This window comes from Streptococcus caledonicus, assembly GCF_042656225.1.
In the GTDB taxonomy this organism is placed as follows: domain Bacteria; phylum Bacillota; class Bacilli; order Lactobacillales; family Streptococcaceae; genus Streptococcus; species Streptococcus caledonicus.
Genome location: NZ_JBHSOJ010000001.1, coordinates 61,612 through 78,379 on the forward strand (window position 1 = coordinate 61,612; position 16,768 = coordinate 78,379).

Genomic DNA, 16,768 nt, shown 5'->3' on the forward strand with positions numbered 1-16,768 from the left:
TTACTAATGTTAAATACTCTTCTTTGCCCCTCACACTCAAAGATGGCCGTCGGAGAGTGTGGGGATTTTTTTGTTTTATCTATTCAAACCCTTTGAAACTCTCTAAAATCTTATCTTTTGAGTCTGGGTGATGAAATCTAGTTGATAACAATTGATATTGGACCATATTTCTAAAAAGAGCTAGTTCTATCTTGTCTCTTAGTATTTCAAAAATATCATCTAAATCATTTTCGCCATTATTTTCAAGTAATTCGATTGCTTCAATAGCTTTATTTTTATTGTATCGTCCATTAAGAGAATCAGCAACTTTTTTATAAGTTTTGATTTTTTCAGAAATTTTTTCAAAATATTCTTTTCTGGTTTTATCTGGATTGCTATAATCTCCGTTAAAAAATATATAATCTTCAAGATCTGTTGCGCCCATGAGGTCTATAACTTCATACCCCAACAGATACCCAACACTCACACCGAAATAGTCAGCGAGCGCCTGAGCTTTATCTGGTTTTATTTGGCTTTCACCGTTTTCCCAATTTTGCAGGGTTCTATAGTGTACCCCAATTTTTTCAGCTAACTCTTTTTGAGATAGCTTTTTTTCTTGTCTTAATTCTTTCAACCTATTCATAAATTTCAACACCTTTCAAGGTTGATTATATATCATAATTTGAAAAAAGTACACTTTTTTTGTGTATTTCTTAAAAAAATAGTTTACAAACATAAAAATTGTGTATAATTCAAATCAAGCGCAACAAAAATGTGCGAATCCCCAACACCTTTCACACTTTCAACCTATGGGGAGGTTTATCTTTCAGAAAGGAGAATCGCCATGAGTAAACTCAAGGGCTATCGGGTCATGCTTGGACTGACACTATCATTCGAAAGTGATAATGTCTTAACTAGGTCGAATGTGAAAATGTCCCGTCTGTTAAACTAGAAAGATCAGGAAAATAGAACTAACTATGATAGAATCAAAGAAATACGCAGTCATCAAAGCTGTTTGTGAGGGTAAAAAACAGAAAAACAGGGCTTGTGTAGAATTAGGGTTAAGCAAGAGACAGGTGAACCGATTGATACTAGCCTATCGAGAGAAAGGAAAGTCAGCTTTCGTTCATGGTAATAGATCAAAAAGACCAACTCATGCCATGTCTTTAGAAACAAAGAGAAGGATTATCAAGAAATATCAAAGTTACGGTGATTTAAGACCAAATGTTGTTCATTTCTGCGAACTACTAGCGGAAGAAGAAAACATCACTTATTCAGATACAACTGTTAGAAAACTACTCTACCAAGCAGGGTTTCTATCTCCAAAGACACAACGAGCAACGAAAAGACGATTGAAACAAGAAGCCAAACAAAAGAAAAGGGAGGCAGAAAAAAGAGGAGCCAAACTCCCAACTGCTTCCAACTTCTTTGAAGAACCTGACAAAGCTCATCCCAGCCGAGCAAGAAAGAAATTCAAAGGGGAACTCATTCAAATGGATGCCAGTCAATTCCCTTGGTTTGGACAACAGGAAACACATCTTCATGTCGCTATTGACGATGCCTCCGGTGATATTGTCGGGGCTTACTTTGATACTCAGGAGACGCTAAACGGGTATTATCATGTCTTAGAACAGATTCTAGAGGTACATGGTATCCCTTTCCAGTTCCTTACTGATAAAAGGACTGTATTCACTTATGCTTCCAGTCAGTCTAAAAAGATTGAGGAAGATACCTTTACTCAGTTTGGATATGCTTGCCATCAGCTTGGTATTGCCATTGAAACGTCTTCTATCCCTCAAGCTAAAGGGCGTGTAGAACGTCTTAATCATACCCTACAATCGCGTCTACCAATTGATTTACAGAGGAATCAAATTACCAGCATCTCTCAAGCGAATCGCTATCTTAAGGGATGGATTAAACGGTTTAACAAGCAATTTGGTGGACTAGCTAGTGAGTCTGTGTTTGAGAAAGCACCTAAACCAGACCAGCGAAACCTACTGTTAGCGAGAGTCTCTGAAAGAGGGATTGATAGTGGGCATCATATTCGATATCAAAACAACTTCTACTTGCCCGTCGAAGGAGATAAAGAAATCTATTTTACGCGTCAGACAAAGACACTTGGGATTGAGGCATTTGATGGAGACATCTACCTTAATATCGCAGACACTATTTATGCCACTAGAAAGTTACTAAAACACGAGAAGCACTCCACAGAATTCGAAATGGTGCTTAAAACTAAAAAAGAAAGACACAAGTATATTCCACCACAATCCCATCCGTGGAAACTTGCATCTTTCAAACAATACCTTCATAAAATCGGAAAATCTTATGAAGAATTCAAGTGTGAGAGGAATACCTCTCAACCACAATTATAACAGATTTTTCACTTATCTAACCGATTTTTTCAAGACATTGTCATTTTCGATTGACAGCGTTTTGGTATTAAGCAGCTCAAAGAAGGACAGTAACTAATGACCACTGCCCCTATAACAACAAGGAGACAAACAACATGACAAACAATGATTATTTAGAGCAAGCGGAAAAAGACCGATTAGAGCTTGAACAACACCGATTGGCTTATATGGCTGATGATACACCCGTAGAAGCTGGTGATATTCCCAAGTTACTGAAGATAGCTAAAAAGTTACAGGAAGAGGACACCAGTTTGAACATTTATGAGCTGTATAAGCACCCAGAAGCGCGTGCAAAGTTGTTCTCACAGGTAGCTGAAGCCTGTTATATGACTTTAAATGTAACACCAACACAAGCCCATAGATTAGCATTTTGCGACTATCTAGAACAGCAATACGAAACAATCCTAAAGAAAGTTATTGCTAGTACAGATAAACAGGCATTAGGAGAATTGCTAGACCTGCTAGAGCTACCAGCAGATACTGAAAAACAGTTTATCCGAGATATGGCAGTCAGTGGGCTATTATCCAAAGAATAAAACAAAGAGGCACGCGCCTCTTTTCGCTGTTTATCCAATAGATTTGGTTTTTTACAAAATAAGACTACTAGGCAATCGTTCGCTTTGTTTTTGAAGTACTTTTTAGGTTTTACAAAACAAACAAATCCGTTCCAGTGGAACAAACGAAAATAGAAAAATCCTTGCTATTATAGAGTTTGTGGGTGTTTTGTTACTGTACTCTTTAGACTTTTAGTGTGTAAAAATATGGAACGTTTTAGGATTTTACAAAACCACGAACAACCCAGAAAAACTATAAGGTAACCATAAGGTGTCCAAGTTTTGTCCCCTAAGATGGACAATCTAAGAAGTACAAGGTTAGTACAAGGTGGGGGAGAAACGATTATAAGATATGAGCGGAAAACTACTGAGGTTTTACAAAGCTTCTGCCATTTTTAATAATGGTGAGGTAATGGTTAGGTAGTCTAACTTTTTAGGTGAGTAAAGTAGCAAGATTTTGGCTAGATATCAACACTGAAAAAATGTAAAGGTTTTGTCAAGGTATGAGGGGAGGCAGTACGTTATGGAACTCCGAGAGAACGTCGAGAAATGACAAAAAAGCCAGCTTACGCTAGCTCCTTGGTAAATATAATCAGTACCTATATTTTATCATAAAGGAGACGATACATGGGGATACAACAAGAATTAGAGGATTTGAAATATATAAATCTTTTAATTGCTAGCATAGAATGTGAACTAAAGAAGCACAGGGAGCTACTCTATTCATTACCTGGTATTTTAGCAGAGATAGAACGCGATACCGCTGAACGTATTCAAGAGTTAAAACAGCAAAGCCAGAAAACTCTAGAGCTAATTAACAAATTAGAAAGCAGCCTCCAAGTAAATATACTGATAGAACGGTACCTCCATGGTAAGAAATGGGAGGAGATAGCATTGGATCTATCTTACTCAAAATCAAACCTTTTTAGAGAACATGGAAAAGCTATTAAGAACTTAGAGCAATTAAAACAGCTAGAATGCTCACAGACTTAAATTCTGTCCCGTTTTCGCGTGTGGTTTATCTTGTTCGATAAAAATTAACCGCAATCCAATTCAAAACCCTTAGAAACGATTTTAGGGGCTATTTTTTTGATTGTAAGGAAATTCATGCTTGATACTAACAGACCAAAAACAGTATCAGTCTATTTTTCGTTATTAGATACAGTAGGAAACAGTAAAATACAGTAGCGATTCCACACAATCAAAAAAACATTTGTTAAAAATGCGTGTTGTTATTGACGAATGTTAAAAACAAGTGTATGATATAATTAAAGATAAGGAAAGGAGAAAGCCAATGACCACACGGCGAGAACTTGAAAAAATGGCAAAGGCTAAAGGGGTTTATCCAACGGATAAGGGAAAAGGGTCACACGTTCTTTGGGAACACCCCGACGGGCGTACAATCCTAATCAGCAACCCAAAACAAAAAGATTATAAGCCTAAAACATTAAACAACGTTCTTAAAGTCCTAAATGCCAAATAGGGGAGTTTCTTCCCCTGCTTTTAGGCGGTCATTGGCTAGCTAACAGATTATGAAGTACACTTATTTAGCACTTTTTGAAGTGGATAAAGAAAACGGCGGTTATACTATCTCTTTCCCTGATTTCCTTGGAGCAATCAGCGAGGCTGATACGTTGAACGAGGCTATTTATAACGCCCGTGAAGTCCTAGAGATTTATACAATCATGTTTGAAGATGATGGTAAAGAGTTCCCAGTCCCTTCTAGTTTCAAGGCTTTGGCTGGAGAGCTGACAAGTGATGAAGATATTATACAAGCTATTTCCGTTGATACTGAGCTAGTAAGAGAGCGTGAACGGTCTAGAGTTGTGAATAAGACTGTTACCCTTCCTAGTTGGTTGGTAGAGGTTGGCAAAGAAAACAAAATCAATTTTAGTCAGCTTTTACAGAAAGCAATCCGTGAAGAATTACAAGTATAAGCCTAGCGACAACTAGGCTTTTTTCACGCGCAAATGCTAGAAAATACTAGAACGTGGCGCGTGTTAACATGGTATAATAGACTTAACGGCAATTCTAAGACAATCAAAAAAGCGTAGCTGATGACTACGCTAGTTCTTGCCTGCTGAACTCATAAATTATTGGCCTACTTTAGGTCTTTTTTGTTCCCCTTTTTGTGGACTTTCTAAGATAGTCTAAAAAAAACTAAAGGGATATGATTTTGAAAAAATGTGATAATAACAAGGTTTTCGGCATTCCAAGGAATTATAACGAACACGGGAGCTGTGAAGGTCATATTTTACCATTTTCTAATTTTGCGTTATAATATTAAGAGTTAGACTAATAACGGAAAGGGATGTTTAGTTGAGATGTGCGACTAGACGTGGAACTCTTGGCATAATCAGTTGCAGCCACTTGGTTCTTTTATATGGGAATTATGAAAAATAGATATAAATTTGTCTTTGGAAATAAACCGCTGACTTTAACAACGGATAAGGATAATCTTTTTATGGAGGAAGTGGAACGCGTAGCGCGCGAGAAGTATGATGCCATTAAACGTAATCTTCCAGAAGCAGATAATGAAACGATTGCTATTTTGATGGCTATTAACACCTTGTCAATGCAACTTAGTCGAGAGATTATTTTTGAAGAAACAGAGCGTGAACTTGAGCGTTTGCGCACAGAAAAAATTATGGCTTTAAAAGAAAAAAATAATCAGCTTGAGTTGGAATTGAATGAGGAACAGAAATGATAGGTATACTTTTTATTCTTATCTTGGCATGGCAATTTTATATTGGCTATATGCGAAGTATCATATTGCAAGGCTACTATACATTGGCTAGTATTGTTTCGCTTTTTATTGCCAATCATTTTTATCAAAAATTAGCAGCACAAATAACCCTTTGGGTACCTTCTGTAAACCCTAGTCAAGATACGGTGGTTCAATTTTTTAAGGATGTTAATCTCTTTGAATTAGACATGGTGTTCTATGCTGGTGTTGCTTTTGCAGGTGTTTACACCTTGAGTTATTTTGTTTTTAGAGTGATTGGTATCTTTTTACATTTAATCAATTTAGACCAATTTGATAGTGTTTTGATGAACTGCATTAGTGGGGGACTTGCTATTTTTGTAACGCTTCTTTTTTTCAGTATGGGAGTGACACTGTTAGCGACGGTACCGGTTAATGTCATTCAAAATTTTTTATCCGGCCATAGTGTGACAAAATTATTGATTGGCTTTCCTATTTTTGCTCAACTTTGGAATTATTTTTGGGTAACAAAGATTTTTTAAAATCTGGGACAGGTGTCCTGGATTTTTTGTTATATTTAAGGTGAGACTTGTTCTTTTTCCTCCTCTTATCTATTACTGTGATATAATATAACCATGAATAACAAGATTATTGAACAATTAGAATTTAACAAGGTTAGAAGTCTTTTTGAACCTTATTTACAAACCCAGCAAGGGCTAGTAGAATTACGTGACCTTGAGCCAATGGTAAAGCCTGATAAGATTGGGCAAGCATTTACCGAAATTTCAGATATGGAGGCTATTTTTATCGAGCACCACGGTTTTGCCATGGTAAGTCTTCGTGATGTTTCAGAGCCTCTTCGTCGCCTTGAGTTGGATGCAGATTTGAATGTTGCTGAATTGATTGAGCTAAAAAAAGTTCTTCAAGTGTCGGCTGAAATGAGTCGTTTTTATAGTCTTTTGGAAAATGCAGAGCTAAAAGCTTTGGGCCGTCTTTTTGAGACGCTTGAGGTGTTTCCAAGCTTATCAGGAAGCCTTCAAGCCATTAACGATGGTGGCTTTATTGAAAATTTTGCCAGTCCAGAATTGGAAAAAATTCGCCGTCAAATTGCCATTAGTGAAGGCCAGGTGCGTGAGACTTTACAGGGAATTTTAAAGAAAAATGCAGACTATTTATCAGAAAATCTGATTGCTTCTCGTAATGGCCGCTCAGTGCTTCCTGTGCGGAATTCGTACCGTAATAAAATTGCCGGTGTGGTTCATGACATCTCTGCTTCTGGAAATACGGTCTATATTGAGCCGCGTGCGGTTGTACAACTCAATGAAGAAATCACACAATTGCGCGCAGATGAGCGTCATGAGATGGTAAGGGTGCTCCACGAGCTGTCAAATATGCTTCGTCCACATGCCCACATTATCAGAAATAATGCTTGGATTTTAGGGCATATTGATTTGGTGCGTGCTAAGTATCTTTTTATGAGGGAGAAAAAAGCTGTTGTTCCAACCTTATCAAAGGATAAGACCATTCAGCTCTTTAATGTTAGACACCCTCTACTGACTAATCCCGTTCCAAATGATCTTTATTTTCCAAATGAGCTGACAGGGATTGTCATTACAGGTCCCAATACGGGTGGTAAGACCATCATGCTAAAGACGCTTGGCTTGACGCAGTTGATGGCTCAATCTGGTCTTCCTGTTTTGGCGGATGTGGGTTCAAAGGTTGCTGTCTTTAAAGACATTTTTGCAGATATAGGTGATGAGCAGTCTATTGAGCAGAGCTTGTCTACATTCTCAAGCCACATGACACAAGTTGTTGTGACCTTACAAGCTGCTGATGAGGATAGCCTTATTCTTTTTGATGAGTTGGGAGCAGGTACGGACCCGCAAGAGGGAGCTAGTCTTGCGATGGCTATTCTTGATTATCTTCGCCTTAATGGCATTAAGACGATGGCGACAACTCACTATCCAGAACTCAAGGCTTATGGTATTGAGACAGCGCATGTTGAAAATGCCAGCATGGAGTTTGATGTAGCAACTTTAAGTCCAACTTACCGCTTCATGCAAGGTGTCCCTGGACGCTCCAATGCCTTTGAAATTGCTCGCCGTTTAGGACTTTCTGAAGCCATTGTGGAAAAAGCAGAGCAGATGACTGACAGGGACAGCGATGTCAACCGCATTATCGAGCAATTGGAGGCTCAAACTGTGGAAAGTCGTAAGAGACTGGACCATATTCGTGAAGTCGAACAAGAGAATCTTAAATTTAATCGCGCAGTTAAAAAATTGTACAATGAATTTGCTCATGCTAAGGACAAGGAAGTTGAAAAAGCAGCAGCAGAGGCGCGTGAGGTGGTTGAATTGGCGATTGCTGAATCTGATAAAATCCTTAAAGATCTCCACGATCGCGCAGCTCTGAAACCACATGAAGTGATTGAAGCTAAAGGTCAACTGAAAAAACTTGCTCCAGAAGCCCAGCTTTCTCACAATAAGGTCTTGAAAAAAGCTAAAAAGCTAAAGAATCCAGAAGTGGGTGATGACATTATTGTGACAGCTTATGGTCAGCGTGGTACCCTTGTTAAGAAAATTAAGGATAAGACTTGGGAGGCTCAGGTTGGTATCATTAAGATGACTTTGAGCGAAGATGAGTTTAGTTTAGTTAAGGTTCGGGAAGAGGCTCAGAAAACTAAGAAACGCCAAATCAATGTGGTCAAGAAAGTGGCAACGGGGTCTGGTCCAAGGGCTCGTTTGGATCTTCGGGGTAAACGCTACGAGGAAGCTATGCAGGAGCTGGATGCTTTTATTGATCAAGCACTTTTGAATAATATGGGACAAGTGGACATTATCCATGGTATTGGTACAGGCGTCATTCGTGAGGCAGTAACTAAATATCTTCGTCGTAACAAACATGTTAAACACTTTGAATATGCCCCACAAACGGCTGGAGGAAGTGGCTGTACCATTGCGACACTAGGGTAAGAGTTCGGAGAGTAAGACATGTTAAAGAAAATATTAGTGACGGTTTCGTTTTTTATGATAAGTATTCTTCTAATGAGCTGTGGTCGTCAATCGAGTTCTGAACTCCAAGAAAAAAAGACAGGGACTTATCAAGAGTCGGTGGCAAATCTAGAAGAAATTACCTTGCAAGAGCTCAATGAGAAGATTGCTAATTCAGAGGAGTTTTTAATCTACTTAGGTCGTCCAACATGTGAGTATTGTCAGGCTTTCGTTCCTAAATTAGCTGAAGCCTATCAGGATAAATCTGTTAAGATTTATTACCTAGATTCGGATGAGGCTGACGCTAAAGCTTGGGATGAATTCATTGCTTATTTTGGTATTAAGACCGTTCCACATTTTAGCTATTTTTCTGATAAACAGATGGTAGATAGTCTGTTAAAAGGTAGCGAATCAACTGTTGATGAGATTAAGGCTTTTATTGAAAAATATAGTGAGTAAAAAGTGCCTGCGATTTTTCGCCAGAACCTTTTTTATTTCAGTTAATTTCCATTTTCTTTGAGTGCTTCTCTTGTGATTTCTTTGATGAGTTCAAGAGGAAGTTCTTTGTTATAAGGGAATTGAATGGCACCTTTGGTGTAGTGATATCCAGCTGAGGTTAATTGGTTTGAAAAGTGTTCAATGACCAATGGTCCAGGGTAGATCCCCAAGTGTTTTTTATGTGCTGCAAAATGAATGATATTTCGTCCTTGCCAGAAGGTTGGCATACCATAGGAGATTTTTTCTTGGGCATCTGGTAATTGTGCTTTCAATGTTTGATAAACAGTAGTTAACAAGGGGCGTAGCTCAGCTTTTTGCTCTAAAATATAGGTTGAAATCAAGAGATGTCTCCTTTCAAGCAGATTGTTACCCCAAGTATAGCATAAGTGTTATAATAAGGCCATGACACATCGTATTTATAACATGACATTTGCTAGCGTTTATCGGGCTTTGGTAGCAAAGGCAGAGCGAAAGGGTAGGACTGCCCAAGACGTTCATGAGGTCACTTCTTGGTTGACGGGTTATTCTACTGAGGCAATTGCTACGCTTTTCGAATCAGACTTAACCTATGGAGATTTTTTTCGACAAGCGCCAAATTATAATCCAAATCGTATCAATATCACAGGTAAAATTTGTGGCGTACAGATTGAAACTTTGGAAGATCCTTTGATGCAGGAAATTCGTAGGCTAGATAAATTAGTTGATTGGGTGGCAAAAGGCAAGACGTTTAAGCAAATCAAAGATAAATATGAGTAAGAAGGAGAAAAAGATGCTAGAAATTACCTACCTTAACGCGAGTAAACAGGAAACAACAATCACATTTGATAGTTACGCAGAATTCGAGCGTTCACAACAAGCTTGTCTTATCGGTGTTGCTGATTACTACAAGGTTGTTAAATTAGTCTACAATGGGCATGAGCTTGATTATTCAGGAACTTATGGCGACATCTTCTTCTACATGATGAAGCAAGACTTAAGCCAGTATGACTCATAAAAAAATGGAAAAGCTGGGCAAGACCTAGCTTTTTCGTTATAATAACCTTATGGAAAACTATGATGATTTTTATGAACGTATCTCCCGTCCTTTTCATCCTTACGTTAAAAAACTCCGTTTCATCAATCATACGATTACAAAGGTCATGTATGCAGTCTATCCTTTACTTTTGGCTTTTGTGTTTTGGAAAAATGGCAGAGCTGTTCTTCCTTATATCGTCATACCTGGCATGGGATTTATTGTATTATCTTGGGTCAGAAAAGTGATTAATCAACCTCGACCTTATGAAACGTGGACAATCGAACCCCTAATTGAAAAAGATAGCTCTGGTCAATCCATGCCCAGCCGTCACGTTTTTTCAGCCAGTATCATCAGTATGGGAGTGCTAAGCGTCAATCTGTGGCTAGGGATTTTGTTGCTAATTTTATCAGCTCTATTAGCCTGTTGTCGAGTCATCGGAGGAGTGCATTATCCCAAAGATGTGATTGTAGGCTACATTGTTGGAATAGCTTTGGGGAGTTTATTATTTTGGCTTATTTAGCCTTACTTTAACTTTAAGTGGTGGGAATACTTTTTCTCAGCCCAACTACTAATACTGTAACAACATGTACTTTCTTATCTTGTTTGTGATATAATAGTTGTACGTACAAAAAAGAAAAAGAGATAAGAAATGAAAACAAAATATCAGAAAGTGGCAGATGATTTATTAAGAAAAATTCTAGATGGTAGCTATGCTATTGGTCAGGTGATACCAACGGAACATCAGTTATGTGATATTTACCAAGTGAGTCGTCATACGGTAAGACAGGCGCTAAGTTTATTAATTCAACAAGGTTATTTGAAAGCGGAAAAAGGCTCTGGTACTTTTGTTTTGGATTATAAGGATAACCAGAATGCACGAACTGTAGCAACGAAAACAATTGGTGTCATTACGACTTATTTATCAGATTATATTTTCCCGAATATCATTGAAGGAATCGAGGAAGTTCTTAGGGAGAGTGGTTATTCATTAATGTTGAGTGCCACCAATAATAATCCTGCATTAGAAGAAGACAGTCTTAAAAAGATGATGGCACAGGGAGTAGAAGGCTTTCTAATTGAACCAACCTCTAGTAATGAATACAATCCAAATATAGCTTATTACGCAGAATTAAAAGAAGCTGGGATTCCTGTTTATTTTTTAAATGCTTATTATGATATTTTGGATATCCCCTATGCGAGTTTAGATGATTTTTCAGCTGGCTATGAGGCTACCAAATATCTCATTGATCGAGGCCATCGCAAAATTGGGTTGATTACCAAATTAGATGATATGCAGGGGAAATTGCGGATGAAAGGCTTTGTAAATATGCATGAGGCAGCTAAGCTTTCTTTTCGCGCTGCAGATATTGCTACTTTTACAACAAAAACTCAGCAGGCAGCTATTAGAGACTATGTTGAATACATTTTGAAAACAGATGATGCGCCAACCGCTTTTGTTTGTTATAATGACCAAGTATCGAGTCAGTTTATTCAACTGATGAAGGAAAAAGGACGGGAAATGTCCCAAGATTACTCTATTATTAGTCATGATAATTCCTATCTAGCAGAGGCGTATCAATTGACTAGTATCAGCCATCCTAAACAAGTTTTAGGAAGGGATGCGGCTAAACAATTACTTGGTGCTATTGAGAGAAAAAAACGCATGAAGACTATTCATTACCCGGCAGAAGTCATTGAAAGAAGTTCAGTTAAATAGGATTAATGTGATCATATCAATTGAGTCGCAAAGATTAAACAGAGGATATTTCTTTTTTGAAAATATCCTCTGTTTTTTTGTGGTAAATATTACCAGTAAACATCATATAACTTACTAAGATAAGCCTATTTTAGTGTTTTGATAGTACTGATGAATACTAAACATACGACTTAACAAAATCATCCCTAGTTTAAAACTTACGTCTTATAAATGTTCGAACAAATTTTTATAAAAATATTTACATGTACGAACATAAGTGGTATAATGAATCCGGAAAATGAAAGCGAATTCATCAAAAGGAGGATTCTATGAGACATATCATTGACGATTTGACGAACGGTCGGACCTCGTTAGGAGTTGAGTTTGGTTCAACTCGTATCAAAGCAGTTTTGATTGATAGTCAGAAACAACCGATTGCCTCTGGTAGTCATGATTGGGAAAATCAACTAGTCGATGGGATTTGGACTTATTCTTTGGACAGTATTTGGCAAGGTTTGCAATCTGCTTACCGTGAACTTGTTCAAGATGTCAAAATGACGTATCACGTTGATTTAACAAAGATTGGGCAAATTGGTTTTAGTGCCATGATGCACGGTTATCTAGCGTTCGATAAAGAAGATGATCTATTAGTTCCATTTAGGACTTGGAGAAATACGATTACTGGTCAAGCAGCACACGAACTCAGTCAATTGTTTGACTTTAACATTCCTGAGCGTTGGAGTATCGCTCACCTATATCAAGCTATTTTAAATAAAGAGGAACATGTTTCTAAAATAGCATATGTCACTACTTTAGCAGGTTACATTCATTGGCAATTAACAGGTGAAAAAGTTTTGGGAGTCGGAGATGCTTCTGGAATGTTTCCTATTGATTCAACCACTGGTGATTATAATGGTGTTTTTCTCGACCAATTTGCTGAATTAACGCAACAATATCAACTTCCTTGGAATTTGAATGCTATTTTACCGAAAGTGTTATCCGCTGGTACTGTAGCAGGAACCTTGACAGACCAAGGTGCCAAATTATTAGACCCAACAGGTCAACTCCAAGCAGGAAGTCAGTTGTGTCCTCCAGAGGGAGATGCTGGGACAGGAATGGTAGCGACAAATAGTGTCAGACAGCGGACAGGAAATGTGTCTGCTGGAACGTCTATTTTTGCTATGATTGTCCTTGAAAAAGAATTGCAAAACCGTTATTCAGAAATTGATATTGTAACGACACCAGTTGGTGACGCCGTAGCGATGGTACATGCGAATAACTGTAGTTCAGATATCAATGCTTGGGTTAAATTATTTAAAGAGTTTTCAGCCCTATCAGGACAAAAGATTTCAGATGCTGAACTGTATCCACTACTCTTTAATGCAGCCTTAACAGGTGAAAAAGATTGTGGTGGTCTATTAAGTTATGGTTATTATTCAGGTGAAAGTATTACTGGATTGACTGAAGGACGTCCGCTTCTTGTGAGAACTCCAGAAAGTCGTTTTACAGTGCCTAATCTTATGAGAAGCCATATCCTGTCTGCTTTCACAACCTTAGCAATTGGCATGGAGATTCTAGTGGACAAAGAGGCAGTTGCAATTGATAAACTGTTAGGTCACGGTGGTATTTTCAAAACCCCTCAGGTTGCCCAACAATTGTTGGCAGGAGCAATGTCAAGTCCAGTTTCTGTGATGGAGACAGCAGGAGAAGGTGGTGCTTGGGGAATTGCACTTTTAGCAGATTACCTAACTGCGGCTGAAACGTCATTAGAAGATTATCTTGATGATGTCGTATTTGCCAATGCTGTTGTTCAAACGGTTCAACCAGAAGTAACTGATGTTGAAGGATTTAAAGCGTATCTTGAGACTTATAAAAATGGCTTGCCAGTGGAAAAATTAGCAGTTGAAAAACTATAGGAGGCTATATGCTAGAAGAATTAAAAGAAAAGGTATTTCAAGCAAACTTAGAACTACCTAAACGAGATCTTATCAAATACACTTGGGGAAATGTCAGCCAAGTTGATCGTGAATCGGGTCTCTTTGTGATTAAACCATCCGGAGTTGATTATGATGTCATGACAGCAGATGATATGGTTGTTTGTGACTTTGATGGTAACGTTGTGGAAGGAAACTTGCGCCCATCATCTGATATGCCAACTCATGCTGTACTCTATAAAACATATCCTGAGATTGGTGGTATTGTACATACTCATTCGCCTTGGGCAGCCAGCTGGGCGCAATCAGGTTTGGATGTTCCAGCAATGGGAACAACTCACGCAGATACTTTCTATGGGACAGTACCTTGTGCGCGTTTCCTAAGCAAGGAAGAATTAGATGCTGGTTATGAGCATGAGACAGGTAATGTCATTGTTGAAACATTTACTAAACGTGGCTTGGATCCAGTGGCTGTACCAGGAATTTTATTGCAAGGACATGGTCCGTTTACTTGGGGGAAAGATGCTGATGATGCGGTCATGCATGCTGTTGTTTTAGAAGAAGTTTGTCGTATGAATGCCATCACTCGCTTTTTGAACCCATTTGCGCCTGAGTTACCACAATATGTGTTAGATAAACACTATCTCAGAAAGCATGGGAAAAATGCTTACTATGGACAAAAATAATATTATCTAAAAAGAAAAAAGGAGTTTATTATGCTAGAAGCAAAAAAAGAATTTTGGTTTGTTGTAGGGTCACAACATTTGTATGGTGAAGAGGCTCTTGAAGAAGTTAAAAAGCATGCGCGTGAAATGGTTGACACGTTAAATGCTAGCGGTCATTTGCCATACCCACTTGTTTTCCAAGAAGAATTGGCTGTATCAGCTGATACTATCACAAAATTGATGAAAGAAATTAACTATCGTGATGAAGTGGCAGGTGTTGTGACCTGGATGCACACTTTCTCACCTGCAAAAATGTGGATTCGTGGGACAAAATTGCTCCAAAAACCACTCTTGCATTTAGCAACGCAATATAATGAATCTATTCCATGGGCAACCATTGATATGGATTTTATGAATTTGAACCAAGCAGCTCATGGAGACCGTGAATACGGCTTCATCAATGCTCGTCTTAAGAAAAATAACAAGGTTGTTGTCGGCTACTGGAAAAATGAATCTATCCAAAAACAAATTGGTCAATGGATGGATGTCGCAGTAGCTTATAACACTGGCTTTGAAATCAAAGTTGCCCGCTTTGGAGATAACATGCGTAATGTCGGTGTGACTGAAGGGGATAAGGTAGAGGCACAAATTCAGTTTGGTTGGACTGTAGATTACTTTGGCATTGGTGATTTAGTTGAAGTGATTAATCAAGTGACTGATGAAGAAGTAGATACCCTATTTGCTGAGTACGAGGAACTTTATGACTTCGATTATGGTAACTATGATGTTGACACTTGGGAACATCATGTGAAAGTTCAAGCTCGCTATGAAATTGCTCTAAAACGCTTCTTGGATGCCGGAGGTTACACGGCATTCTCTGATAACTTTGAAGATTTACACGGTATGGAACAATTACCTGGTTTAGCGACTCAACGTTTGATGGCGCAAGGGTATGGCTTTGCTGGTGAAGGTGACTGGAAAACAGCTGCTCTTGATCGTTTTATGAAAGTCATGTCTCATAATCAAAATACAGGATTTATGGAAGATTACACTTATGAATTAGCTCTTGGCAAAGAGGCTGCGCTTCAATCACATATGCTTGAAGTTGATCCATCCTTAGCTGTTAATAAACCTAAAATTGTCGTATCTCCACTAGGAATTGGTGGTAAAGCAGACCCAGCACGTCTCGTTTTTGATGGTAAAGCTGGTGACGGTGTCGTTGTTTCAATAGCAGATTTTGGAACGCATTATAAATTATTGATTAATGAAGTAAAAGCTTTTGAACCGACTGAACCTGCTCCAAACTTACCAGTAGCACGTGTTCTATGGGAAGTGATGCCAAACTTCCAAGATGGTGTCAAAGCATGGATTGAAGCTGGTGGAGGCCACCATACCGTTGTTTCACTTAATTTGACATCAGATCAAATCATTGCTTGGGCTAAATTAGTTGACCTAGAATATGTGTTGATTAAGTAGTGATTATATTAGTCTATTTATAGACAAATGGAGAACTGGCTGAGCAAAATCAGCCAATTTCTTTAGAAAGACACGTGATAAAACTCACAAAAAATAAAAAGGAAGACAAACATGACAGATTTTAATGCAACAGAATACCTTTCAAAAGTAGATGCCTGGTGGCGTGCAGCCAACTACATCTCAGTAGCCCAGATGTACTTGAAAGACAATCCCTTACTTCGCCGTGAAGTCACAACAGAGGATGTTAAGGTACACCCAATTGGACACTGGGGAACAATCTCAGGACAAAACTTCATCTATGCCCATCTTAATCGTGTCATCAATAAATATGACCTTGATATGTTCTATATCGAAGGCCCAGGACATGGTGGGCAAGTTATGGTGTCAAACTCATACATTGATGGTTCTTACACCGAGCGTTATCCACAGATTACTCAGGATGAAGAAGGCTTGAAACAACTTTGTAAAATCTTCTCTTTCCCAGGGGGGATCGCTTCGCACGCTGCCCCTGAAACACCAGGCTCTATCCACGAAGGTGGTGAGTTGGGTTATGCCCTCTCTCATGCCACAGGTGCAATCTTAGATAACCCTGATGTCATTGCGGCAACAGTTATTGGTGACGGGGAAGCTGAAACGGGCCCTTTAACGGCTGGCTGGTTCTCAAATACCTTTATCAACCCAGTAAATGATGGGGCTGTTCTCCCAATTCTTTACCTCAATGGTGGTAAAATTCACAACCCAACTATCATGGCTCGTAAGACAGATGAAGAATTAACACAGCTCTTCAATGGTTTCGGTTGGACCCCTTACTTTGTCGAAGGGACAGATCCAGATCTTGTCCAC

19 protein-coding genes are annotated in these 16,768 nt (G+C 38.6%); 17 read left to right on the top strand and 2 right to left on the bottom strand.

Going from position 1 to position 16,768, the window contains the following annotated elements; all coding sequences use genetic code 11:
- Positions 1-79: 79 nt before the first annotated feature.
- A complete protein-coding gene (locus tag ACFPQ3_RS00290) occupies positions 80-622 on the bottom strand; it encodes a helix-turn-helix domain-containing protein (protein ID WP_232323196.1) in 543 nt (180 codons plus the stop codon).
- 334 nt (positions 623-956) lie between these two features.
- Between ACFPQ3_RS00290 and ACFPQ3_RS00295 the strand changes: the two genes are divergently transcribed.
- The 9 genes from ACFPQ3_RS00295 to ACFPQ3_RS00335 all read left to right on the top strand — a co-directional run bounded on the left by ACFPQ3_RS00295 (position 957) and on the right by ACFPQ3_RS00335 (position 9,100).
- Positions 957-2,354, top strand: coding sequence for an ISNCY family transposase (locus ACFPQ3_RS00295; protein ID WP_156805847.1), 1,398 nt, complete (start codon positions 957-959; stop codon positions 2,352-2,354).
- Between the two features lie 134 nt (positions 2,355-2,488).
- On the top strand, positions 2,489-2,929 hold the full coding sequence (locus ACFPQ3_RS00300; protein WP_156805848.1) for a hypothetical protein: 441 nt from the start codon (positions 2,489-2,491) through the stop codon (positions 2,927-2,929).
- 645 nt (positions 2,930-3,574) lie between these two features.
- Positions 3,575-3,940, top strand: a complete 366-nt coding sequence (locus tag ACFPQ3_RS00305) for a hypothetical protein (RefSeq protein ID WP_156805849.1) — start codon at positions 3,575-3,577, stop codon at positions 3,938-3,940.
- A gap of 301 nt (positions 3,941-4,241) precedes the next feature.
- A complete protein-coding gene (locus ACFPQ3_RS00310) occupies positions 4,242-4,430 on the top strand; it encodes a type II toxin-antitoxin system HicA family toxin (protein ID WP_156805850.1) in 189 nt (62 codons plus the stop codon).
- Between the two features lie 49 nt (positions 4,431-4,479).
- A complete protein-coding gene (locus ACFPQ3_RS00315) occupies positions 4,480-4,884 on the top strand; it encodes a type II toxin-antitoxin system HicB family antitoxin (protein ID WP_156805851.1) in 405 nt (134 codons plus the stop codon).
- A gap of 455 nt (positions 4,885-5,339) precedes the next feature.
- On the top strand, positions 5,340-5,654 hold the full coding sequence (locus ACFPQ3_RS00320; RefSeq protein ID WP_156805852.1) for a hypothetical protein: 315 nt from the start codon (positions 5,340-5,342) through the stop codon (positions 5,652-5,654).
- Positions 5,651-6,193 (top strand): CvpA family protein, encoded by a 543-nt coding sequence (locus ACFPQ3_RS00325; RefSeq protein ID WP_156805853.1) that lies wholly within the window; start codon positions 5,651-5,653, stop codon positions 6,191-6,193. The genes ACFPQ3_RS00320 and ACFPQ3_RS00325 overlap by 4 nt, the downstream gene beginning before the upstream one ends.
- A 93-nt stretch (positions 6,194-6,286) precedes the next feature.
- On the top strand, positions 6,287-8,623 hold the full coding sequence (locus ACFPQ3_RS00330) for an endonuclease MutS2 (protein ID WP_156805854.1): 2,337 nt from the start codon (positions 6,287-6,289) through the stop codon (positions 8,621-8,623).
- Positions 8,624-8,641: 18 nt separating this feature from the next.
- Positions 8,642-9,100, top strand: a complete 459-nt coding sequence (locus ACFPQ3_RS00335; RefSeq protein WP_156805855.1) for a thioredoxin family protein — start codon at positions 8,642-8,644, stop codon at positions 9,098-9,100.
- Between the two features lie 41 nt (positions 9,101-9,141).
- Here the strand turns inward: ACFPQ3_RS00335 and ACFPQ3_RS00340 are convergent, their stop codons facing one another.
- Entirely contained in the window at positions 9,142-9,480 is a 339-nt protein-coding gene (locus ACFPQ3_RS00340; protein WP_156805856.1) for an iron chaperone, read from the bottom strand.
- 61 nt (positions 9,481-9,541) lie between these two features.
- Here ACFPQ3_RS00340 and ACFPQ3_RS00345 point away from each other — a divergent pair, with 61 nt between their 5' ends.
- The 8 genes from ACFPQ3_RS00345 to ACFPQ3_RS00380 form a co-directional block, all read left to right on the top strand.
- Positions 9,542-9,895 (top strand): DUF2200 domain-containing protein, encoded by a 354-nt coding sequence (locus ACFPQ3_RS00345; protein WP_156805857.1) that lies wholly within the window; start codon positions 9,542-9,544, stop codon positions 9,893-9,895.
- 13 nt (positions 9,896-9,908) lie between these two features.
- A complete protein-coding gene (locus ACFPQ3_RS00350) occupies positions 9,909-10,133 on the top strand; it encodes a DUF4649 family protein (protein ID WP_156805858.1) in 225 nt (74 codons plus the stop codon).
- Between the two features lie 49 nt (positions 10,134-10,182).
- A complete protein-coding gene (locus tag ACFPQ3_RS00355) occupies positions 10,183-10,674 on the top strand; it encodes a phosphatase PAP2 family protein (RefSeq protein WP_156805859.1) in 492 nt (163 codons plus the stop codon).
- Positions 10,675-10,803: 129 nt separating this feature from the next.
- Entirely contained in the window at positions 10,804-11,871 is a 1,068-nt protein-coding gene (locus tag ACFPQ3_RS00360; protein WP_156805860.1) for a GntR family transcriptional regulator, read from the top strand.
- A gap of 308 nt (positions 11,872-12,179) precedes the next feature.
- Positions 12,180-13,766 carry a xylulokinase gene (locus ACFPQ3_RS00365; RefSeq protein WP_156805861.1) on the top strand — a complete coding sequence of 529 codons (1,587 nt, stop codon included), beginning with the start codon at positions 12,180-12,182 and terminating at the stop codon, positions 13,764-13,766.
- An 8-nt stretch (positions 13,767-13,774) separates the two neighbouring features.
- A complete protein-coding gene (locus ACFPQ3_RS00370) occupies positions 13,775-14,470 on the top strand; it encodes an L-ribulose-5-phosphate 4-epimerase (RefSeq protein ID WP_027973185.1) in 696 nt (231 codons plus the stop codon).
- A gap of 30 nt (positions 14,471-14,500) precedes the next feature.
- A complete protein-coding gene (gene araA, locus ACFPQ3_RS00375) occupies positions 14,501-15,925 on the top strand; it encodes an L-arabinose isomerase (RefSeq protein WP_198039893.1) in 1,425 nt (474 codons plus the stop codon).
- Between the two features lie 111 nt (positions 15,926-16,036).
- Positions 16,037-16,768: phosphoketolase family protein (locus tag ACFPQ3_RS00380; protein WP_465269486.1), on the top strand; the 732-nt coding region annotated here is incomplete at its 3' end.